The sequence below is a fragment of the Pilimelia terevasa genome (assembly GCF_014647915.1).
GTDB classification, from domain to species: domain Bacteria; phylum Actinomycetota; class Actinomycetes; order Mycobacteriales; family Micromonosporaceae; genus Pilimelia; species Pilimelia terevasa.
Genome location: NZ_BMQC01000001.1, coordinates 500,833 through 522,208, shown reverse-complemented (window position 1 = coordinate 522,208; position 21,376 = coordinate 500,833). Strand labels below are relative to the sequence as shown.

At 76.4% G+C, this 21,376-nt stretch carries 18 protein-coding genes; 3 read left to right on the top strand and 15 right to left on the bottom strand.

What is annotated here, in order from left to right; all coding sequences use genetic code 11:
• Positions 1 to 197: 197 nt before the first annotated feature.
• Complete coding sequence (gene ahcY / locus IEY75_RS02510) at positions 198 to 1,670, bottom strand: adenosylhomocysteinase (RefSeq protein WP_189112485.1); 1,473 nt, start codon at positions 1,668 to 1,670, stop codon at positions 198 to 200.
• A 507-nt stretch (positions 1,671 to 2,177) separates the two neighbouring features.
• Here ahcY and IEY75_RS02505 point away from each other — a divergent pair.
• Positions 2,178 to 3,167, top strand: coding sequence for a DUF8189 domain-containing protein (locus tag IEY75_RS02505; protein ID WP_189112484.1), 990 nt, complete (start codon positions 2,178 to 2,180; stop codon positions 3,165 to 3,167).
• 55 nt (positions 3,168 to 3,222) lie between these two features.
• On the opposite strand, the gene manA is transcribed toward IEY75_RS02505, so the two are convergent.
• The 8 genes from manA to IEY75_RS02465 all read right to left on the bottom strand — a co-directional run bounded on the left by manA (position 3,223) and on the right by IEY75_RS02465 (position 12,773).
• Positions 3,223 to 4,422 carry a mannose-6-phosphate isomerase, class I gene (gene manA / locus IEY75_RS02500; protein WP_189112483.1) on the bottom strand — a complete coding sequence of 400 codons (1,200 nt, stop codon included), beginning with the start codon at positions 4,420 to 4,422 and terminating at the stop codon, positions 3,223 to 3,225.
• A 4-nt stretch (positions 4,423 to 4,426) separates the two neighbouring features.
• A complete protein-coding gene (locus IEY75_RS02495) occupies positions 4,427 to 5,356 on the bottom strand; it encodes a cation diffusion facilitator family transporter (protein ID WP_189112482.1) in 930 nt (309 codons plus the stop codon).
• Positions 5,353 to 6,546, bottom strand: a complete 1,194-nt coding sequence (locus IEY75_RS02490; protein WP_189112616.1) for an SIS domain-containing protein — start codon at positions 6,544 to 6,546, stop codon at positions 5,353 to 5,355. The genes IEY75_RS02495 and IEY75_RS02490 overlap by 4 nt, the downstream gene beginning before the upstream one ends.
• A gap of 8 nt (positions 6,547 to 6,554) precedes the next feature.
• Positions 6,555 to 6,749, bottom strand: a complete 195-nt coding sequence (locus tag IEY75_RS02485; protein ID WP_189112481.1) for a Trm112 family protein — start codon at positions 6,747 to 6,749, stop codon at positions 6,555 to 6,557.
• A 76-nt stretch (positions 6,750 to 6,825) separates the two neighbouring features.
• A complete protein-coding gene (locus IEY75_RS02480) occupies positions 6,826 to 8,217 on the bottom strand; it encodes a phosphomannomutase/phosphoglucomutase (RefSeq protein WP_189112615.1) in 1,392 nt (463 codons plus the stop codon).
• Positions 8,218 to 8,326: 109 nt separating this feature from the next.
• A complete protein-coding gene (locus tag IEY75_RS02475; RefSeq protein WP_189112480.1) occupies positions 8,327 to 12,022 on the bottom strand; it encodes a toxin glutamine deamidase domain-containing protein in 3,696 nt (1,231 codons plus the stop codon).
• Positions 12,019 to 12,351 (bottom strand): hypothetical protein, encoded by a 333-nt coding sequence (locus IEY75_RS02470; protein ID WP_189112479.1) that lies wholly within the window; start codon positions 12,349 to 12,351, stop codon positions 12,019 to 12,021. Before IEY75_RS02470 ends, IEY75_RS02475 begins: the two co-directional genes overlap by 4 nt.
• Positions 12,348 to 12,773, bottom strand: a complete 426-nt coding sequence (locus IEY75_RS02465) for a YbaB/EbfC family nucleoid-associated protein (RefSeq protein WP_189112478.1) — start codon at positions 12,771 to 12,773, stop codon at positions 12,348 to 12,350. Before IEY75_RS02465 ends, IEY75_RS02470 begins: the two co-directional genes overlap by 4 nt.
• A 173-nt stretch (positions 12,774 to 12,946) precedes the next feature.
• Here IEY75_RS02465 and IEY75_RS02460 point away from each other — a divergent pair, with 173 nt between their 5' ends.
• Entirely contained in the window at positions 12,947 to 14,191 is a 1,245-nt protein-coding gene (locus IEY75_RS02460; RefSeq protein ID WP_229789279.1) for an SUKH-3 domain-containing protein, read from the top strand.
• Between the two features lie 23 nt (positions 14,192 to 14,214).
• Here the strand turns inward: IEY75_RS02460 and IEY75_RS02455 are convergent, their stop codons facing one another.
• Positions 14,215 to 14,568 (bottom strand): DUF3499 domain-containing protein, encoded by a 354-nt coding sequence (locus tag IEY75_RS02455; protein ID WP_189112477.1) that lies wholly within the window; start codon positions 14,566 to 14,568, stop codon positions 14,215 to 14,217.
• Between the two features lie 397 nt (positions 14,569 to 14,965).
• Between IEY75_RS02455 and IEY75_RS02450 the strand changes: the two genes are divergently transcribed.
• Positions 14,966 to 15,346: a metallopeptidase family protein gene (locus IEY75_RS02450; protein ID WP_229789300.1), complete on the top strand. Its 381-nt coding sequence runs from the start codon at positions 14,966 to 14,968 to the stop codon at positions 15,344 to 15,346.
• Between the two features lie 38 nt (positions 15,347 to 15,384).
• Here IEY75_RS02450 and IEY75_RS02445 read toward each other — a convergent pair whose 3' ends face one another.
• The 5 genes from IEY75_RS02445 to IEY75_RS02425 all read right to left on the bottom strand — a co-directional run bounded on the left by IEY75_RS02445 (position 15,385) and on the right by IEY75_RS02425 (position 21,340).
• Complete coding sequence (locus IEY75_RS02445; RefSeq protein WP_189112476.1) at positions 15,385 to 15,642, bottom strand: WhiB family transcriptional regulator; 258 nt, start codon at positions 15,640 to 15,642, stop codon at positions 15,385 to 15,387.
• A gap of 295 nt (positions 15,643 to 15,937) precedes the next feature.
• Entirely contained in the window at positions 15,938 to 18,517 is a 2,580-nt protein-coding gene (locus IEY75_RS02440; RefSeq protein WP_189112475.1) for a bifunctional FO biosynthesis protein CofGH, read from the bottom strand.
• 95 nt (positions 18,518 to 18,612) lie between these two features.
• Positions 18,613 to 19,839, bottom strand: a complete 1,227-nt coding sequence (locus IEY75_RS02435; RefSeq protein WP_189112474.1) for a hypothetical protein — start codon at positions 19,837 to 19,839, stop codon at positions 18,613 to 18,615.
• Positions 19,840 to 19,983: 144 nt separating this feature from the next.
• Positions 19,984 to 20,871 carry a Scr1 family TA system antitoxin-like transcriptional regulator gene (locus tag IEY75_RS02430; RefSeq protein WP_268244319.1) on the bottom strand — a complete coding sequence of 296 codons (888 nt, stop codon included), beginning with the start codon at positions 20,869 to 20,871 and terminating at the stop codon, positions 19,984 to 19,986.
• On the bottom strand, positions 20,819 to 21,340 hold the full coding sequence (locus IEY75_RS02425; protein ID WP_189112472.1) for a DUF6879 family protein: 522 nt from the start codon (positions 21,338 to 21,340) through the stop codon (positions 20,819 to 20,821). Before IEY75_RS02425 ends, IEY75_RS02430 begins: the two co-directional genes overlap by 53 nt.
• Positions 21,341 to 21,376 lie beyond the last annotated feature (36 nt).

The following is a 21,376-nucleotide window of genomic DNA, read 5'->3' as shown; positions in this document are numbered from 1 at the left end:
TCCCTCACTGTTCGCCGCGCCCTCCTGGCCCGGTCGCCCACCGTTCGAGGGGGGATCCGAACGGGAAACCTGAGAGGATTCCCGCCGCCGGGCGGGTATCCCGGCACGCTCTACCCGCGCCGCAACCATCCACACCGGCCGGCGAAAAGACTGACGGCACCGTCCCCGGCGGGGACGGTGCCGTCAGCGCGAAATGCTCAGTACCGGTAATGCTCCGACTTATACGGACCCTCGACCGGCAGGCCCAGATAGTCCGCCTGCTCCTTGGTCAGTTCGGTCAGTCGGACACCGAGCGCGTCCAGGTGCAGCCGGGCGACCTTCTCGTCCAGGTGCTTCGGCAGGACGTGCACGCCGAGCGGGAACTGCGCGGGCTTGGTGAACAGTTCGATCTGCGCGATCACCTGGTTGGTGAACGAATTGGACATGACGAAGCTCGGGTGCCCGGTGGCGTTGCCGAGATTCAGCAGCCGGCCCTCGGACAGCACGATCACTGTGTGGCCGTCGGGGAAGCGGAACTCGTCCACCTGCGGCTTGACCGTCTCCCGGGCGACGTCGCTGCGGGCGTACAGGCCGGCCATGTCGATCTCGTTGTCGAAGTGTCCGATGTTGCCGACGATCGCCTGGTGCTTCATCGCCGCCATGTGGTCGGCGGTGATCACGTTGAAGCTGCCGGTGGCGGTGATGAAGATGTCGGCGGTGGCGACCACGTCCTCCATCCGGGCGACCTGGTAGCCGTCCATGGCGGCCTGGAGCGCGCAGATCGGGTCGATCTCGGTGACGATCACCCGCGCGCCCTGGCCGCGCAGCGACTCGGCGCAGCCCTTGCCGACGTCGCCGTACCCGGCCACGACGGCGACCTTGCCGCCGATGAGCACGTCGGTGGCCCGGTTGATGCCGTCGATGAGCGAGTGCCGGCAGCCGTACTTGTTGTCGAACTTGCTCTTGGTCACCGAGTCGTTGACGTTGATCGCCGGAAACAGCAGGTGCCCGTCGCGCTGCATCTCGTACAGCCGGTGGACGCCGGTGGTGGTCTCCTCGGTCACGCCCTTGATGCCGGCGGCGATCGCGGTGAAGCGCCGCGGCTCCTCGGTCAGCGAGCGGCGCAGGACGTCGAGGATGACGCCGTACTCCTCGCTGTCCGTCGGCGCGGTGGCCGGCACGGCGCCGGCCTTCTCGAACTCGGCGCCCTTGTGCACCAGCAGCGTGGCGTCGCCGCCGTCGTCGAGGATCATGTTCGGGCCCTGGCCGTCGGCGAACCGGAACAACTGCTCGGTGCACCACCAGTACTCGGCCAGCGTCTCGCCCTTCCAGGCGTAGACCGGGACGCCGGCCGGGGCCTCGGGCGTGCCCTCGGGGCCGACGACCACGGCGGCGGCGGCGTGGTCCTGGGTCGAGAAGATGTTGCAGCTCACCCACCGGACGTCGGCGCCGAGCGCCACCAGGGTCTCGATGAGGACGGCCGTCTGCACGGTCATGTGCAGCGAGCCGGCGATCCGGGCGCCGGCCAGCGGCTGGTCGGCGGCGAACTCGCGCCGGACGGCCATCAGGCCGGGCATCTCGTGCTCGGCGAGCTGGATCTCCTTGCGGCCGAACGCGGCGAGCGACAGATCGGCGACCTTGTGGTCACCCTCGCGCACGGTCCGCGGTCGCGGCGTCAGCGTGCTGGTCATCGGATCTCCTGTCGGTACGACATCAGGTGAGGCGGCCCCCCACCCTACTTCGCCGACCGGGCGCGCCCCGGCCCCCGTCCGGCCGCGCGGGCGGCGGCGCCAGGAGACCTGCGGCACTCACCGGCGACCCGGCACGGGAGTTGGCCCGACCGCGCGAGCAGGGAGGGCGGGGCAGGCGTCGGGGCGGCGCCGGTGCGCGCGTGCGCACAGGGCGGTCGACATAGTCGGCCGCCCTGTGCATCCCCCCGGTAGTGGTACCCCGCACGCGACACGGACCAGTGGCCTCAATGACGCTGCGTACTTCTTAAATTACCCTACGCAGTCGGATTGTCAAGGATTTCACGGAGATTCGGCCGCGGGTGGACACGACATGGCGCCCCGGAGGGCGCACGGCACACACTGCGCGACGGCCCCGCGCTCGCCGAGCGCCCGGCACCGACCTGGCCTAGCATCCACCTTGTTCGATCACGGGGGACCACACGCCACGTCAGTCCAAGGGGGATAGACATGCTCGGAGTGTCCCGCCCACGCACGGCCGCCGGGGTCGGCGCGGTCCTGCTCTCCACCGCCGCCCTGCTCGCCCCGGCCGTCGCCGCGGCGCCCGCCGGTGCCGCTGCGCCCGCCGGTGCCGCGGCGCCCGCGCCGCCGCCGCTGACCGCCACCGCCGCCGGCTGGGCCGAACTGCCCGGCAACGGCGCCACCACCGCCGCGCCCGGCAGCGTGGCCTACGAGGACGACACCTGGGTGTTCGTCCGCGGCACCGACGACAGGATCTACGCCAACCGGTTCGACGGGGTCGGCTGGAGCGGCTGGGCCGAGGTGGCCGGCGGGGGCCGGACCACGTCCGGGCCGGCGGCGGCGGTCGTCGGCGGCGCCCTGCACCTGGTCGTGCGGGGCACCGACAACAGGATCTACGAGAACGTCCTGTCGGCCGGCCGGTGGAGCGGCTGGAAGGAGCTGCCCGGCGGCGGGGCCACCCCGGACATGCCGGCGCTGGCCGCCGACCGCCAGGTACTGCACAGCTACGTCCGCGGCACCGACAACAAGATCTACGAGAACACCCGCGCCGCCAACGGCGGCTGGGGCGGCTGGAAGGAGGTCCCGGGTGGGGGCGCCACGCCGTCCGGGCCGGCCGCGGCCGCCGCGGGCAGCCGGGTGCACGTGAGCGTCCGCGGTACCGACAACAAGGTCTACGCCGCGTCGCGGGACCGCAAGGGCGGCTGGCAGACCTGGCAGGAGGTGGCCGGCGGCGGCGCCACCGTCGACGGGCCCGGCCTGGCGGCGTACCGGCAGCAGCTCCACCTGCTGGTCCGCGGTACCGACAACAAGATCTACCGCAACGACACCGCCGACGGCGCGTGGACCCGGTGGACCGAGGTCCCCGGCGGCGGCGCGACGCTGTCCGGCCCCGGCGCCCTGACCCAGGGCAACTTCCTGTACGTCTTCGTCCGCGGCACCGACAACAAGATCTACGGCCAGCGGCTCCCCCGCGGCTGACCGCCCGGCGGCGGGGTCCGCGGCGGGAAGCGCCGCCCGCGGACCCGGCCGCCGTTCAGCGCCGGTCCGGGACGGCCGGGTCGACGGCCGCCGGGGCGGCCAGGTTCGGGGTCGCCAGGTACACCGTGCCGGCGCCGGACAGCCGCAGCGGCGGCGCCGTCGCCGGGCCGAACGCCGCCTCCCCCGCCGCCAGCCGCAGCGGCTTGTCGCCGTCGTCGGCCTCGACCGCGCCGGACAGGCACAGCAGCGTGCGGGGGCCCGGCACGTCCAGCTCGACCGCCGGGTGGGCGGCGTCCAGCCGCACCTCGTACAGCGCGAAGTCCTCCACCGGCACCGGCCAGCAGCGCACCCCCCGGGTCACCGGCACCGCCCGCAGGACCGGGTCGGCCAGCGGCGCGAACCGCAGCACGTGCAGCAGCTCGGGCACGTCCACCCGCTTCGGGGTGAGGCCGCCGCGCAGCACGTTGTCACTGGCGGCCATCAGCTCGATGCCGGTACCGGACAGGTAGGCGTGCAGGTTACCGGCCGGCATCCAGATCGCCTCGCCCGGCGCCAGCGTCACGTGGTGCAGCAGCAGCGCCACCACCACCCCGACGTCCCCGGGGTGGCGCGCCAGCAGCCCGGCGGCGGTCGCGTACTCCTCGGCGTACCGGTCGCCGGGCCGGCGCGCCGCCAGCGCGGCGCCCACCGCCCCCAGCAGCGCCGCCCGCTCCCCCGCCGGCCAGGTCAGCAGCGCCTCGACGGCCGCGCGCAGCGCGCCCGCGGCCAGGGCGGCGACGACCGGCTCCAGCGCCGGCACCGCCAGCGCGCCCAGCAGCCGCGCCGAGCGGCCCGGCTCGCGGAAGCCGCACAGCCCGCGGAACTCCGTCACCGCCACCAGCACCTCGGGCTTGTGGAACGGGTCGACGTAGGACGGGTCGCCGGCCTCGAAGCGCGCCCGCGCCCGCGCCTGGTCCGGGTGGGCCTGCAACGACAGCGGCTGCTCCGCGGCCAGCACCTTGAGCAGGTACGGCAGCCGCGCCCCGAACCGGGCCAGCACCGCGTCGCCGAGGACCGCCGCCGGGTCCGCGGCGATCACGTCGGTCAGCGGGCGGTCGCCGTCGGCGCGCCGCACCAGCGAGGGCGCCGACGGGTGGGCGCCGATCCACAGCTCCGCCTCCGGCCCCGGCGACGGGACCGGGCGGCCCTGGAGGGCCGCGATCACCGAGCGGGAGCCCCAGGCGTACCCCTGCACCGGGTTGGCGAGCGCCTCCACCGACTCAGCCGGCGGCGGCCGCGGCCGGCACCAGCGCGGGCTCGACGTAGATGACCCGGGCGATCGGCACGGCCGCGCGTACCCGCGCCTCGACCGCGTCGATCCCCCGGGCCACGTCGGCGGCGCTCTCGTCGTGCCGGACGGCCACCTTCACGGCGACGAGCAGCTCCTCGGGGCCCAGGTGCAGCGTCTTCATGTGGACGATGCCGGCGACCTCGGGGCCGGCGACGATGGCGCGCTCGATCGCCGCGACGTCCTCGTCCGTGGCCCCCTCGCCCAGCAGCAGGCTCTTGGTCTCCAGCGCCAGGATCACCGCGATGGCCACCAGCAGGACCCCGATCGCGGCGGTACCGGCGGCGTCCCACAGGCCGTCGCCCGTGATCAGGGTCATCCCGACGCCGACTAGGGCCAGGACCAGCCCGACCAGGGCGCCGAGGTCCTCCAGCAGCACCACGGGCAGCTCGGGCGCCTTGGCGCGGCGGATGAACTGGGTCCACGTCGCCCGGCCCTTGACCGCCCGGGACTCCACGATCGCGGTGCGGAAGGAGAACGACTCCAGCACGATCGCCACCACGAGCACGACCACCGGCACCCACTGCCAACTGTCGATCGGCTCCGGGTCGTGCCACTTGTGGTACGCCTCGTACAGCGCGAACAGGCCGCCCACGCTGAACAGCACGATCGCCACGATGAACGCGTAGATGTAGCGCTCGCGCCCGTAGCCGAAGGGGTGCCGCGGGGTCGCCGCGCGCCGCGCCCGGCGGCCGCCCACCAGGAGCAGCCCCTGGTTACCCGAGTCCGCCACCGAGTGGATCGACTCGGCCAGCATCGACGAGGACCCGGTCAGCGCGAAGGCGACGAACTTCGTGACCGCGATGCCGAGGTTGGCCACCAGCGCGGCGACGATCGCCTTCGTACCCCCTCCGGCGCTCATTGCGTGGACAGCTCCTTCATCTCCGAGACGGCGGGGACCGCCATCGGATCGAGACCGTGGGCGATGGCCAGGTACAGCGAGGCGAAGTCGGGCACCGCGATCAGCGAGGCTAGCCGCTCCAGCGCGGAGCCGCCCTCCGCCGTGACGACGCTCACCCGCACCCCGCGCCGCTCGGCCAGGGACTGGATCGCGTCGGCGCGGCGCTCCTCGACGGCCAGCGGCTCGTCGTGGTCCTCGTCGTCGAGGCTCAGGCCGCCGTCGCGCAGCAGCACCAGGCGCAGCCGCGTCGACTCGGCGTGCTCGTCGGGGTCGGCGAAGATGTCCCGGGCCGACTCGGTGAGCCCGCCGAAGACGCCGTCGAGCAGGCCCACCCGGCCGCGGCCGGCCTCGCCCAGCGCCCCGGCGATGGCCGGGTAGCGGGCGTTGGCGGCCAGCACGTCGCCGAAGCGGCGGGCGGCGACGGTCGCCAGCGGCGAGGAGCCCCAGACGACGGGCAGCGCGCAGGCCAGGTCCATGGCCAGCGACTTGGCCGGGTTGACGAACGACTCCAGGCCCGGGCGGCAGCGCTCGGCGTCCATGTCCAGGCGGTTCGCGGTCTCCGCCAGGTCGGCCTCGCGGACGTTGACCAGGCCCAGCGCCCGCGCCGCCAGCAGCACCGGCACCGTCAGGCCCCACATGCTGAACCGGGCCGGCGCGCGCCGCGGCACCGGGATGAACGGCGCCCGCGCGCGCTCGGCGAGCTGGTGCAGCTCGGACTCCGGGGCGCCGACCGCGACGAGCCGGGCGCCGCGGTGGCTGGCCGCCTCGGCGGCGTGGATGGCCTCGGGCGACCGGCCGGACGCGGACACCGCGATCACGACGTCGGCGGCGCCGACCCAGCCCGGTACGCCCGCGCTGCGGTGTGCCAGTACCGGCACCTGGCAGCGGGACCCCGCGACCATGGCCAGGATCTCGCCGGTGCGCGCGGCGGTGCCGACCCCGGCCACCACGACCGCGCGCGGCCGGCCCTCGTCGGCGAGGTCGGTCAGGTGCGCCTCGGCCGCCAGCGTGGCGGCCTCGCGGAGCTGCCGGCCGGCCCACGCCGTCGCCATCAGTGCGTCGCCGGGGTCGCCCGCGGCGATGGCCCGCTCGTCGTCCAGGACCTTCTCGTCCGGCTCCCGCCGGCCCGAGAGGCCGGCGTTGCCCTCCAGCGGCGCCGTCACCGCGCGTCCCCGTCGCCGGCCGCGGCCGGGCGGGCCTCGTCCAGCAGCAGGACCGGGATGCCGTCGCGCACCTCGAACACCCGCCGGCACTCGCCGCAGGTCAGGGTCTGACCGGCGGCGTCGTACGCCAGCGGGGTGTGGTGCGTGTCCGGGCAGGCGAGGATCTCCAGCAGAGCGGGGTCCAGGGACACCGGACGACTCCCTTCACACGACGCGGTCGCCCTCGACGGGCGTGGCGGACCCACCGACGGGTCCCCGATCACGAGCCTAACGGCGGACGACCGCCAACACCTGGTCGCGCAACGCACTCATCCGCGCGGCGTCGGGCGCCTCGACGTTGAGGCGCAGCAGCGGCTCGGTGTTCGACGGGCGCAGGTTGATCCAGGCGCCGTCGGCGAACAGCACGGTCAGGCCGTCCAGGTCGTCGGACTTCTCCCCGGCGAACAGGGCGCGGACCTCGGCCAGCTTCGCGCGCTGGTCGGTCACCGTCGAGTTGATCTCGCCCGACGCCGCGTACCGCGAGTAGTCGCCGACCAGCTCGGCCAGCGGCCGGCTCTGCCCGCCGAGCGCGGCCAGCACGTGCATCGCCGCGAGCATCCCGGTGTCGGCGAACCAGAAGTCCCGGAAGTAGTAGTGCGCCGAGTGCTCGCCGCCGAACACCGCGTCGGTCCGGGCCATCTCGGCCTTGATGAAGGAGTGGCCGACCCGGGTGCGCACCGGCCGGCCGCCGTTCTCGGCGACGATCTCCGCGACGGCGCTGGAGGTGATCAGGTTGTGGATGACCGTGGCGCCGGGGTGCCGGGCCAGCTCCCGGACGGCGACGAGCGCCGTGATCGTGCTCGGGGCGACCGGCTCGCCGTCGGCGTCGACCACGAAGCAGCGGTCGGCGTCGCCGTCGAAGGCCAGGCCCAGGTCGGCGCCGTGGGCGCGGACGGCGGCCTGCAGGTCCACCAGGTTCGCCGGCTCCAGCGGGTTGGCCTCGTGGTTGGGGAAGGTGCCGTCCAGCTCGAAGTACATCGGGATGATCGTCAGCGGGAGGGTGGGCAGCACCGCGTCGCCCAGCACCGCCGGCACGGTGTGGCCGGCCATGCCGTTGCCGGCGTCCACCACGACCGTCAGCGGCCGGATCGTCGTCAGGTCGACCAGGCCGCGCAGGTAGGTGGCGTAGTCGGCGAGCAGGTCCCGGCTGGTGGCCACGCCCTCGCGGGCGGCCGCGCCGCCGGCGGCCGGGGCGGCGCCCTCCAGCAGCGCCTGCGCGCGGTCCCGGATCTCGGTCAGGCCGCTGTCCTGGCCGATCGGCCGGGCCCCGGCGCGGCACAGCTTGATGCCGTTGTACCGGGCGGGGTTGTGGCTCGCGGTGAACATCGCGCCCGGCAGGTCCAGCGCGCCGGAGGCGTAGTACAGCAGGTCGGTGGAGCCGAGCCCCGCCTCGACCACGTCGACGCCCTCCGCCCGCACGCCGTCGCCGAACGCCGCGGCCAGGGCCGGGGAGGAGTCGCGCATGTCGTAGGCGACCACCACCGCGCCGCGGTCGTCGCCGCCGGCCCGCAGGGTCTGCGCGAACGCGGCGCCCAGCGCGCGGGCCACCGGCGGGTTGAGCTGGTCGGGCACGGTGCCCCGGACGTCGTACGCCTTGACGAACGGCGCGAGGTCGACCACGGCCGGGTGGGACAGCTCGGACACGACGGTGCTCCTGTTCCGCACGACGACAACGGGCAGAGCCTAACCAACGCGGCCGCGCCCCGGCGGCCCGCCACGGCCGCCCCGCTCAGGACGGGTCCCCGACCTCCGGCCGCGGGTCGGCGCCCGGCTGCGCCCGGTCGGCCAGGTCGGCCTCGGTCAGCGCGTACGTGCGCCGGCTGATCCCCACGACCCACGCCCGCTCCTCGACGCTGAGCGTGCGGTCCGCGGCCGTCGCCCGCCGCCGGATCGCCCGGGCCACCGCGTACAGCGCCGCCGCCGGCCCGACGCCGCGCAGCAGCCGCGCCCGCTCGGCCTCGACTTCCTGGACGAACGCCGCCCGGTCCAGCCGGCGGGCCAGCCGGTCCCGGCCGCCGGCCAGCAGCGCCACCTCGGCGTCGGGCATCCGCTCCCACCCGCCCGTGGCCAGCGACAGCCGCCAGCCGGCCGGGCCGTCGCCGGGCGTGATCTTCACCGGCGTCAGCCGCCAGCGGAAGTACCGGGCGCCGGCCGGCGCCGCGGACGGCGGCGCCGGCTCGGCGAGCGCGGCGGCGTCCGCCGCGAGCCGCCGCAGCCCCCCGGCGACCAGCCGGCCCACCGGGCCGGGCCCGCCGTCGAGGACGTCCGCGCGCAGCGCGTCGAGGGCGGCGCCGTACCGCTCCGCGTCCTCCACGTCGCGCAGGCACAGCCGCAGCAGCCCGACGTGGCCGCCGCCGGTGCGCACCGCCATCCGGATGTCGGGGTAGCCGCCGGGGACGGGGCCGTCGAGCCCGTCCTCCACCGCCGCGACCGTGACCTCGCGGTCCGCGCACACCGCCTCCCGGACCGCCCGCAGCGCGTCCGCGTCCGGCACCTCCACGACGGCGCCGGCCAGGTCGACCAGCCGGGCCGCGTCGCCGTGCCAGCCCCGCACCCGCGCCGCCGCCGTCGCCCGGTCCGGCGCGGCGGCGGGCCGCACCCGGGCCGGCGCGGCGCCGACCCGCGCGGCCAGGGCGGCCAGCGCGGGCCGGGCGGCCGCCGCGGCCGCGTAGGCCCGGTCCAGGTATTCCGCCACGTACGCCGGGTCATGCCGCCGGGCGGGGTCGAAGTCCGGCTGCACCGCCTCGGCGGCCGGCGGCCAGCTCGCCACACACTCCCCGGCGGCCAGCTCGCCGCGCACGCACCAGAGCATCGCCACGGCGGAGGACTCCGCCCGCAGCGCGTCCCGGACCCCGGGGCCCGCGGCGATCGCCGCCGCCAGCTCGGGGGCGTCCAGCATCAACAGGTCCAGGTCCGGCTCCGGCGGCCGGGCCGGCGCGGCCCAGCCGGTCGCGGGCGTCGGCGCCGGGGCGGCGTCGGCGCGCGCCGGCCGGTCGTGGCCGGCGGCCACCCCCCACAGGCCCGCCGGGTGCCGCGGCAGCGGGCGGGGTTCGCCGTCGGGTCCGAGCACCAGCGCGTCCAGGGCCGTGACGTTGCCGTCGTACGGGCGCCCGTAGTGCCCGTACAGCGGCGCGTCCTCGGCGACCTGGCCGGTCAGCGCGTCGACGAACAGGACGGCGCCGTCCTGGTTGACCGCCGTCCAGACGTGCGCGTTGCCGCCCTCCCAGCCGTGTACGAGGAACGCGAACGCGCCCGGGCCGACGGCCCGCAGGTGCGCGTGGAGGTTGCGCAGGGCGTGGTTGACGGCACGCTGAGCCGCGGCCACCTCGGCCTGCCCGACGCGGGGGCAGAGGTTCTGGAAAGCCCCGCCGGTCACCTCGGCGATCCGGGCCACGCCGTCGTCGGACACCCCGCCGCCGCGGACGGGGTCGCCGCCCCGGTACCCGTCGGGGGTGCGCGGGGCCGCGACGCGGGGGCGGCCCCGCGCCCAGGTCTCGAAGAACGCCAGGGCGCAGTCGACCGCGTTGGCGGCGCGGCCGGGGTCGTGCGCGGCGCCGCCGGGGTTGATCAGGTGCAGGTACTCGGCGGCCCGCGGGTCGGTCATCCGCGGCGCGCCGCCGTGCGCCTGCCGGGGGATGGCCAGTTCGACGGCTAGCTGCTGCGCGGCCGGCGGGCGGCGGTGCCCGCCCGGGGCGTCGTACCGGCGGGTCCGGCTGACGGCCGAGTCGTCGTCGTCCACGGCCAGCGGCGTGCCCCGCCACCGGCGGGACGGCGGCGTACCCGCTCCCCCGCCGGCAGGGGGCGCGCCGGCAGTCTCCGGGGCCGCGGCCGGGCCGGGGCCGCTCCCGGCCCGCGGTGCCGGCGCGGGGGCGGCCGCGGCGGGCGGGCCGTCGCCGGGAGCGACCGGTCCCGACGCGTCGCCGTCGCTGCCGCTGACGGCGCCACCGCTGACGCCGCTGTTGCCGCCGCTGGCGTCGCTGCCGACACCGCCTCCGCTGTGGACACCGCCGCCGCTGTCGACACCGCTGCCGCTGCCTACGCCGGCGCCGATGTCGGCGTCGCCGGTGCCGCCGATGTCGGTTCCGGCGTCACCGGCCTCCCGGACGGCGTCGCCGGCGGGCGCCCGGCTCGCCGCCGCGGGCCGGGCGGCTGGCGACGCGGGCGAGGTGCCCAGCCCGCCCGACGCCGTCACGGCAGGAGCGGAAGGCGCCACGGCAGGAGTGGAAGGCGCCACGGGCGGAGCGGAAGGTGCTGCGGGCGGAGCGGAGGGCGCCGCGCGTGGACCGGCCCCTGCCGGCGCGGCCGGTACGGCGGGCGGATCTGCCGAGGTCCCGCCCGTCGAGGTCACGGCCGGCGCGGACGGTGCGGCCGGCATGGGCGGTGCGGCCGGCACGGGCGGTGCGGCCGGCACGGGCGGTGCGGCAGACGCGGGCGGTGTGCCCGGTGCGGTGGACGGCGCCGCGGGCGGGGCGGGTGGCGCCGCGGGCCGTTCGGCGGTGGCCCCGGCTGCCGCTTCGGGGCGGCCGGTCGGATCCTGATCGGCGGGCCGGTCCGCGCCCGTCGGGACCGTGCGGGCCGCGGCGCCGGTGCTCCGCGCCGGACCCGCGGCGTCCGGCGGGCGGGGCGTGGGCGGGGCGGGCCACGGCGCGTGGTCCGGCACCGGCGTGCGCGGGGCCGGGATCACCGGCCGGCTCGCCGTGGACAGGGGCCGCGGCTCCGCCGCCGCCACCGGCGCGCGACCGGACGCCCCCGCCGGCCCGCGCCCGGCCGGCGCCACGCCGGAAACCTCGGCGGGGGCCGCCGCCCCGGGGCGCGCCGGACCCCGGAACGCCGCGCCGCTGCCGTCGGGGCTGTCGCCGGCACCACTGTCGCCGGCACCGTCCGGGACGGTCCGGCCGAGCGTCCCCGCCAGGTCGTGCACCACCGCGTCGACCCGTTCGCGGACCGCTCCGACCAGCACCTCCGCCACCGGCGCGACCGCGCCGTCGGTCAGCGCGCTCGCCAGGTCCACGACGGCGAGGTCGGCGGCGAGGTCGGCGAGCAGCGCCCAGGCGGTCAGCTTGGCCGCCTCCACCGCGGTGCCGGCCCGCTCGGCCCAGACGCCGAGCTGGCGCGCCGCCTCCGGTACCGAGTCCAGCGCGCCCGGCTCACCCTCGGTCAGCCGGGCCCACGCGGCGCGGGCGCTGTTGGCCGCCGGGCCCGCCCCCATGACCTCCAGCAGCCGGCCGCCGGCCGCGAGCGCGTCCACGCGGGGGGCGTGCAGCGCCATCGCCAGCCCCAGCCACTGGTCGGACAGCGCGAACAGCCGCCGCTCGTCCACCTCCGGCCAGCCGGCAGCCGCGGCGGCCACCGCGTCGGAGATCCACGGTGGACCGCCCCAGGGCCACTCCCGCGGATCCGCCAGCGGGCTCGGCAGTCCGGTCACGGCTCCTCCCGGACCTGCGGCAGCCCCCGCCGCAGCCGCAGCGCGCCGGAGTCGTCGGCGCGGGCGGCGGTCTCCGCGGCCCGCGCGGCGGCGTCGCCCAGGGCGACCAGCTCGGCGGCGACCTGCTCCCAGCGGGCGAGCAGGCGCTCCTGCGCGTCGCCGTACCGCGCGTCGAACTCGGCCGTCGCCGGCTCCCGCCAGGCCGGCCGGTCGGCGGCGACCGCGACCGCCTCCCGCTCGCGTAGCTGCCGCCAGCGGTGGCCGACCTCCACCAGGTCGGCGGCGGCGGCGCGCGCGGCGGGCGGGTCGACGCGCACCCCCTGGATCACGGCCGGCCCCCCGCGGAGTGGGGGCCCCCGGGGGCGTACCGGCCCAGCAGACCCGAGGCGTCGCCGTCGGCCAGCAGGTCCGGGGCGGCCGGGGACTCGGGCAGTTGCGCGGCGACGTGGCTGCGGACCTGCGCCGTGGCCTGCGCGGCGGCCTCGCCGACGGTCGCGGTGATCAGCCGGGCGAGGATCGCGGGGTCGATGCCGACGCAGCGGGAGCCGTCGAGGTGGAGGTCGACCAGCCGGCCGCGGGCGTCCACGGTGGCCCGGACGCAGGCGTCCGGCGAGCTGACGCTCACCCGCAGCGAGGACAGCTCCCGCCGCAGCGCCTCGGCGCCCTCCCGGATCCGCTGGAAACGCGCGTACGTACCGTCGACGCGCGCCGCCAGAGCCCGGTCGGCGTCACGACCACCGCTGCTTCTCACCGGTCTCCTCCGCCTCTCACCGGGTTTCCGCGCCCCGCACCGGGTTCCTCCGCCCCGCACCGGTTCCCCGGGGGGCCTCGTCGCCCCGCGAGGACCTTACCGGCCGCGCGGGGCACCGGCGAGGGTCCGGTAGGTTCAGGAAAGCGCGGTGACGACGGCGGGAGGAGTCCACAGTGATCAGCCTCCAGGAGGTCGAGCGGATCGCGTCGACCTGGGCCCGCCGCGAGTCGCTGCGCCGGGGGTACCCGCGCACGCCGATGGTGTCCGAGTTCGACGTGGGGTACGTCGTGTGGACCCGCGAACCCAGCGACCGGCTGCCCCGCACCGGCGACAGCGTCACCACCGTGATCGACAAGGAGACCGGCCGCACCTCGACCTGGCCGAGCCTGCCCTCGGCCGTCGTCAAGGACCTGTACCGGCGCCGCCGCCCCGACCTGGTCGGCGCGACCTCGACCGTCGACCCCGCCGTGGCCCTGCGGCACGGCGCCCTGCGCCGGCCGACGCCGACGGTGGCCGCCCACCTGACGGTCCGTTACCAGCAGCACCACGCGCTCGGCGCCAAGGGCGACCAGCACCTGCAGCACCACCCGCTGGTCCGGGCGTACCTGCGCGAGCTGCCGGCGGGCGAGCGGGTCCGCGGCGCCGACCGGCACGCCGAGCTGATCGTCCTGTCGGACCTGCTGCACCGCGCCGACGACGGCCGGGCCGACGACGGCCCGCTGACCGAGGCGGACGCCCGGGAGCTGCTGGCGGAGGCGCACCTGGAGCTGTTCCACGTCCGGGAGGCCGGCGACCCGGCCGGGGGTACCGCGGCGGCGCCCTGCGCGACCTGCGGGCGGGCGCTGGTCCACTTCGGCGTCCTGCCCTGGACCCGACCGGCGGACCGCGCCCCCGCCGACGCGCCGGCCGGCGGCCTGCCGGGCGACCGGTTCCCGCCCCCGGTCGCCGCGGCGCTGGCCGGGGCGGGCTGGGCGCCGGGGCGGGAGCCGCACTACGCGCGCGCCGAGCGGCTGGTGGGCGAGGTCTGCGCGGTCGTCGGCCAGGAGTACCGGCACGCGGCGTTCCCGGCCGCGGTCCGGGCGCTGGCCGAGTTCGCCGACCTGCGCACCCGCGCGGCCCACGCGGGAACGCGGCACTGGGTACGGCCGCTGCACGTCGACCCGCTCGCGGCGGCGCACACCGCCGACATCCTGGCCGAGACCGCCGCCGCGGTCGGGGCGCGGCTGTTCCCGCTCGGGGTGGAGGGAGCCGGGGAGGCGCTGCTGGCCATCGACGACGCGGGCCGGGTCTTCGCGCTCGACCAGGGTGGCGAGTGGTTCCTCGGCGGCACGCTCGACGCGGCGCTCGGCACGCTGCTGGGCAGCGGCCCGCCCGCGGCGCGGGTGCGCGACGACGGCGGCTGGACCCCGGACCCCTGACCGCGGCGGCGCCCGGGGTGGCGCTAGGCGGGCGGGATGACGCGCAGGTGGCCGCGGCGGCCGGTGTGCGGCCCGTCGGGCGGGGCGTCGTCCTGGCGCGGGACCGGCCGGCCGGCCTCGCGGACCGCCTCGGCCAGCGCGACCAGGTCGTCGGTGGTGGGCGGCGGCGGCTCGAACTCGCCCTCGTGCCGGACCAGGTCCCAGCCGCGCGGGGCGGTCAGGTTGCGGGCGTGCAGCTCGCACAGGTCGTAGGTGTGCGGCTCGGGGTAGGCCGCCAGCGGGCCGACCACCGCGGTGGACTCCGCGTAGACGTAGGTCAACGTCGCGACGGCCTGCCGCGGACAGCCGTTTCGGGAGCAGCGTCGTGGTGACCTCACGGCGGGCACGTTATCGTCCCGCCCGGGCCCCGGCGTCCCGTTCGGGCGCGACACGCCGGCCCTGCGACACGGTCGACAACACCGGTGTCGCCGCGCCCGGCCGCGATCGCGGAGTTTTCGGACAGGTAAGGCCGGTTTCGCCGCTCTATGCCCGGGATCGGGCCGCGGCCGGTTCGGCGGGCGGGTGGATTAGCCTGGCCGGGTGAGCATGTCCGACGCCGAGTCGCGGCGCAGCGCGGCCAGAGACAACAGCGCGCCCGGAGACGGCGGCGCCGCCCGGGACACCGGCGCGGCCAGGGACGGCGGCGCCGGCCCGGACGGCGGTCCCGGCGGCGGCACGCGCCCGGGCTCCGGCCGCGGCGGCGCGCGCCGGCGCCGGGACCGGCACGGCCGCGGCCTGCGCGGCCGGCTCGTGCCGGCGACGGTACCGTCGGCCCGCACCCGCGCCGAGGTCTTCGACGACCTGGTCCTGGACGCCGTGGAGTCCCTCGAACGCCGGCACGGCCGCGAGCTGACGGCGGTCGAGTTCGCGGTCGAGGACGTGCCGCCGGAGCTGAACATCTACGACTCCGACGTCCTGGAGGACGGCGAGGTCCCCCTCGCCCGCCTGCTGCCCGGCCGGCCGGGCCGGCAGCCGATGCCCCCGCGGATCATCCTGTACCGCCGGCCCCTGGAGTTCCGGGCGGCCGACCGCGAGGACCTGGCCGACCTCATCCACGACGTGGTGCTCGAACAGCTCGCCAACCTCCTCGGCGTCGACCCCGACGAGTTGGAGTAGCCGCCCGCGGCGGCCAGCCCCCGTCGGCCGCCCGCCGGCTACGCGACGCGGCGCTTGAGCTTGCGCCGCTCCCGCTCGCTGAGCCCGCCCCAGATGCCGAACCGCTCGTCGTGCCCGAGCGCGTACTCCAGGCAGTCGTTGCGGACCTCGCAGCGCGAGCAGATCCGCTTCGCCTCGCGCGTCGACCCGCCCTTCTCCGGGAAGAATGCCTCCGGGTCGGTCTGGGAGCACAGTGCGCGCTCCTGCCATTCCGGCGCGTCGCCGAGCAGATCGGCGACGACTGGACGGCCCTCCATCAGCATGCCCCCTTCTGGTGCACCAGCGGTTAAACCGGTGCAAATCCCCCACATTCCGCTCTGCCGATGGCGATCGACGTGACGCCCGTCCCCGGTGCCGGCACCACCCCGCCGCAGGTCCAGCCGGTGGTCGCCCGCTCCGTGCCCCCCGGACCCCACGCCCGCACTACAGCAGCCCCGAGGAAATTACACGCGTGTAATACGTGCGTCGTCAAGCGGAACCTGATAAATAAGGTGACCGCCTGAGTGCTCCCTCACCGCTGCCTATCGACCGAACCGGCGTTGGGTAACGCCTCTACCCGCGAGTCACCCCGGAAAAATCCTCGCGGGAGGGAAAGGTCCGATCCAGGTCTTCCGCATCACCGTACGTCGTCGTACGCTGCCTGACCGTAAACCCTGCACGGTGGGCGAGCGTGCGCAGGTCGGCCGCCGACCGCGCGGATCCGTGCGCGGCACCCGCCATCCGGGAAATGCTCTCCTCCATCAACGTCCCGCCGACATCGTCGACGCCCCCGCGCAGCAGCGCGACGGTGGCGTCGTCCCCCAGTTTGACCCATGACGCCTGGACGTGCCGGATACGGCCGTGCAGCAGCAGCCGGGCCATCGCGTGCACCGCGCGGCTCTCCCGCCACGTCGCGCCCGGCCGCGCGACCCCGGCGAGGTAGATCGGCGACTGGGTGTGGACGAAGGGCAGCGGCACGAACTCGGTGAAGCCGCCCGTGGCGTCCTGGATTTCGGCGAGTACGCGGAAGTGCGTCAGCCAGTGCCGGGGATGGTCGACGTGGCCGTACATCATCGTGGACGTCGAGCGCAGCCCCAGCTCGTGCGCCGTCGTCACCACCTCGACCCAGGTGGCCGCCGGCAGCTTGCCCTTGGTCAGCACCCAGCGGACCTCGTCGTCGAGGATCTCCGCCGCCGTACCCGGGATGGTGTCCAGGCCGGCCTCGCGCAGCCGGACCAGCCAGTCCCGGACGGGGACGCCGGCCTTCGCGGCGGCCGTCACGATCTCCATCGGCGAGTACGCGTGCACGTGCATCCCGGGCACGGCCGCCTTGATCGCGCGGACCATGTCCGGGTACACCGTCACCGGCAGCTTGGGGTCGATCCCGCCCTGCAGGCAGACCTCGGTCGCCCCGGCGGCGCGCGCCTCGACGGCCCGCCGGGCGACCTCCTCCACCGTCAGCCGGTACGCGTCGGCGTCCCGCTCGCGCTGGGCGAACGCACAGAACCGGCAGCCCACGTAGCAGATGTTCGAAAAGTTGATGTTGCGGTTGACCACGTAGGTCACCACGTCGCCGACCGCGTCGCGGCGCACGTCGTCGGCCGCGGCGGCCAGCGCGTCCAGGGCCGGCCCGTCGGCGTGCAGGAGCGCGAGGGCGGCGTCGGCGTACTGCGGCAGGAGCAGCCGGGCCGGGTCCTCGGCGGCCAGCCGCAGCCCGGCGGCGACGTCGGCCGGCAGCCCCCGCCCGGGACCACGCAGCCGGCCCGGCCCCCGCCCGCGGTCCGGGTCGGGCACCCCGTCCGGGTCGGGCGTCCCGTCCTGGTCGGACCTGCGGGCGGGGTCGGGCGGGCGGTTCGGCCGGCGGGGGTCCGGGGCGGGGCGCGGGGGGGCGCCGGCCCCGGCGCGGGTGGCAGTCGGGGTGGCCTCTGGCTCCTGCCAGGGCAGGCCGACCGGGCGGGCGTCGGGGTCGGCCAGGCCCGACGGCGCGGCGAGGGCGCGCACGTGCGGCAGCAGGCGCGGGTCCAGCCAGCCGTCGGGTGCGGCCACGAACTCCGGGTACAGCGTGAGGCGCTCGCGCAGCGCGAACCCGGCCGCCGCGGTCCGCGCCGCCAGCACGTCGATGGCGGGCCAGGGCCGCTCGGGGTTGACGTGGTCCGGCGTGACCGGCGAGACGCCGCCCCAGTCGTCGATGCCGGCCCGCAGCAGCAGCCCGTACGCGCCGTTGACGAGGTTGGGCGGCGCCTGGATGCGCGCGCGCGGACCCAGGACCAGCCGCGCCACGGCCACCGTCGCGGCCAGCGCCGCCAGCCCGGCGTCGGGGGCCGCGCGCATCGCGGTGTCCGGCTTGGCGCGGAAGTTCTGGATGATCACCTCCTGGACGTGCCCGTACCGCCGGGCCACCGCCCGGACGGCGAACAGCGACTCGGCCCGCTCGGCCGCGGTCTCGCCGATGCCGACCAGGATGCCCGTGGTGAACGGCACCCCGACCCGGCCGGCGTCCTCCAGCACCCGCAGCCGGACGGCCGGGTCCTTGTCCGGGGACCCGTGGTGCGGGCCGCCGGGCTCGGTGTACAGCCGGGACGCCGTCGTCTCCAGCATCATCCCCATGCTGGGCGCCACCGGGCGCAGCCGGTGCAGCTCGGACCAGCTCAGTACGCCCGGGTTCAGGTGCGGCAGCAGCCCGGTCTCCTCCAGTACCGCGATCGCGCACGCCCGCAGGTAGTCGAGTGTGGAGGCGTACCCCCGCGCCGCCAGCCACTCCCCCGCGGCCGGCCAGCGCGCCTCCGGCCGGTCGCCGAGGGTGAACAGCGCCTCCTTCGCGCCGACCGCGGCGCCCGCCCGGGCGATGGCCAGTACCTCGTCGCGTTCGAGGTACGGCGCCGGCAGGCGGTGCGGCACCGTGGCGAACGTGCAGTAGTGGCAGCGGTCCCGGCACAGGCGGGTCAGCGGCACGAACACCTTGCGGGAGTAGGTGACGACCCCCGGCCGGCCCGCGGCGGCGAGGCCGGCGTCCCGGACCGCGCCGGCCGCCGCCGCGAGCTCGTCGAGCGCGGCGCCCCGGGCGCCCAGCAGGACCGCCGCCTCGTCCACATCGAGCGACCGGCCCTCGGCCGCCCGCCGCAGCGCCCTGCGCAGCCCCGCCTCACCCGCCATTCTTCGCAGGGTAGGGCCGTCCACCCCGGAGCGGGCGCCGCCGGTACCGGCGCGCCGCGGTCCAGTGACCATAGTCACCGGTCGGGTGGTCGCGCTCAGCGTTCGTGCGGCGGCAGCAGGTGGGTGGTCTCGGGGCCGGGGCGGGTCGCCTTCGGCAGGATCTGGGTGCCTTCCGGCCCGCTGAGCACCTGGGTCGCGTCAGGGGGCGGGGGCGCCGCGCGGTCCGGATCCTGGCCCGCGAGCGCCGCGGCGACGTCCGGGGACGGGCGGCGCGAGGGCGCGCCGTACACCGCGCCGGAGCGGGGGACGGCACGGGGCGGGCGGGCCACGGGCGCGGCGGGGACCACCGTGGGCGGGCCGCCCTGGTACGGCGTCGCGGAGGCGGGGACGAACACGGTCGGCGGCTCGGGTGCGGGCGGCGGCGGGGCGGGCTGGCCCGCGGCCGTCGGCGCGTCGCCCGACGGCCCGGCCGCGCCGGGCGCACGCCCCGGTGCCGCGCCCGCCGCCGGTGCGTCGACCCGGGTCGGTGCGTCCGCGGCCGACGGCGCGGGCACGACCGGCCCGGGGAGGCCGCCCATCGGCGCGGTGGCGCCGCTCGGCGCGGTGTTGCCGTGGCCGCCGATCGAGGTACCGGCCGGTTCGGAGAGCCCGGACATCCCGCGGCGACCGGCCGCTCCCAGGGAGCCGGACGCACCGCCGGGGGCCGCGGTGGCGCCTGGGGCGGCGCCGGTCCGCAGGAACGAGGTCTGCTCGGGCGGCGCGCCACCGGCGCGCAGGAACGTCGTGCGGTCCGCGGGCGGGCCGCCCGCCCGGTCGGTCGGCACCGCCGGGGAGCCGGCGGGCCCGCGGCGCCGGGCGAACAGCGCCCGCCACACCCGCAGCCCGTAGACCGCCGCCACGGCCAGCAACCCCAGGTAGGCCAGCCAGGTGAGCATCGCCTGGAGGCCGGCGGCCGCCCCGGGTCCGTAGCTGACCAGGCCGTACAGGCCGATCATCGCGCCGAACAGGGTCCCGCAGGCGGCGGCCACCCCCAGCTCGACCAGGGCGGCCAGGGTCACCAGGCGGGCGCCGGGCAGGCGCGGGCGGCGGTGGGTGGCCAGGTACACGGCGGCGACCGGGAAGCCGATCGTGGCCACGTTGATGAAGCTGCTGAACCGGCCCGCCGCGTACAGCGAGTACGGCCCCCGGCCGCTGGGCAGCAGCCCGACCAGGGCCGCCAGCAGGAGTGCCGCGTTGGCGCCGACGAGCGCGTACGCGAACCACGCACGCATCCCGGCGGCGGCCTCGCGGGGGTCGGTGGGCGGTGCGGTCTCCGGGCTCAACGTGCTGCCTCCCATGCGGTGCGGATCGGCGCTTGGCTGCCCGGTCGGACGGCGGTCGGCGGCGGTGGGCGACCGGGCGCGGCACCAAGGGTAACGATCGGGGGCGACGGTGCGACGGAGACCGCGACCCGGGCGGCCGGAGGACTACAGCTCCGCCAGCGCCTCCGTGATGAGCCGGCGGGCTTCCCGTCCGTGAACCGCCACCCTCTGCAAATCGTTGAACATTTTCACATACAGCGCTACTTCGGCTGCGCTTCTCACCTGGATGCAGGCGGTCGGTGTCTCCATCGCCACAGTGGAGGAGTCGTAGATCCAGAAGCCGATGTTGCTCACGCCCCACCGCGCGGCGGCGGCGGGAATGATGCCCAGCGAGATGTACTGGCGCTCCGCGAGATTCAACAGGTGGGTGAGCTGGAAGACGTGGTCGGACTCCGACGTGATGCGGGTGTAGAGCACCTGCTCGCCGAGGACTGCGACGATACGGCGACGGGCGTCGAGCGTGGCTTCGGTCCGTTGCGCCCAGAAGGTGAGCCCATCTTCGAGGGACTCCTCGGAGCGCCCCAGGAGGTGGAACATGAAGCGGTGCATCTGTCGGGTGTACGCCGGGACCTGAAACAGGCCTGGCACGACGATCGGCTCGTCGATTCGGAAAAGCCTGGTGTTCTCGAAGCTCACCTGAGAGTGCAGGCCGGAGCGGACGCGTAGGCCACTACGCCGGACGACACGCGCCCACTCCTCGTAGGCCGACTCGATTGTCTGCAGGCGTTCGATGATCGCCGGCGCCTCTCCGGGACAGCCACAGGCGGCGCACCAGGCCGCAACGTTCGCCTCCGTAGGGAAACGCCGACCGTTTTCGATCTTCGACATGGTGGTGGAGTGGAGCCCGATCTCCGCAGACAGAGACCGGGCTGTCACTCCTGCCGCACGACGGAGGGAACGCAGCCGTGCACCTAGTTCTCGGCGCCCGCGTTCCGCCGCACTACCCGGGTCCAAGGTAGCTGTCGAGAGGTGCGGCAGCGTCCCACACCGCACTGAAGCTGTCGATGCACCGTAGGACGACCGACCGGTCGTCGGTGATGCTGAAGGTTCCGGTGCCTCCGTTCCCGTCGTGGTGCAGGAACAGGGCTCGCGTGCCGTCCAGCACGTAGAAGTCGGCCGGTGGGACGAGCAGCGTTGCCACGACCTTACGGTTCACGACCCGGATTTCCTCACCCGACCGTGCCACCCGACGCGAGACATTCAACGACCACTGTTGGTAGTCGCTCAGCGGCTCCGACACCACCTTCACACGCTGCAGCACCCTGCCCCTGGCCGCGAGGTCACCGAAGAACTGGCAGAGGCTGTCGAGACCCTGCAACTGGTACTCCTCGCCGCGTTGCCAGGCGCGAAGCGCCTCGTTCTCGTCAGCCACACCGTAGGAGTCGCGCAACTCCAGGTGACGCCAGCCGATACGGATGCCCCGAAGACAAGCCTCGAAGGAGTCCACGTCGATGTCCCGCACGATGACCTACAGGGTCTTGAACAACGGGATCAGGCG

Excerpts from the sequence above, each read along its gene's own strand:
- ahcY (WP_189112485.1), bottom strand. The coding sequence starts at position 1,670 with ATGACCAGCACGCTGACGCCGCGACCGCGGACCGTGCGCGAGGGTGAC.
- IEY75_RS02505 (WP_189112484.1), top strand. The coding sequence starts at position 2,178 with ATGCTCGGAGTGTCCCGCCCACGCACGGCCGCCGGGGTCGGCGCGGTC.
- IEY75_RS02495 (WP_189112482.1), bottom strand. The coding sequence starts at position 5,356 with ATGAGCGCCGGAGGGGGTACGAAGGCGATCGTCGCCGCGCTGGTGGCC.
- IEY75_RS02445 (WP_189112476.1), bottom strand. The coding sequence starts at position 15,642 with ATGGAGGGCCGTCCAGTCGTCGCCGATCTGCTCGGCGACGCGCCGGAA.
- IEY75_RS02440 (WP_189112475.1), bottom strand. The coding sequence starts at position 18,517 with ATGGCGGGTGAGGCGGGGCTGCGCAGGGCGCTGCGGCGGGCGGCCGAG.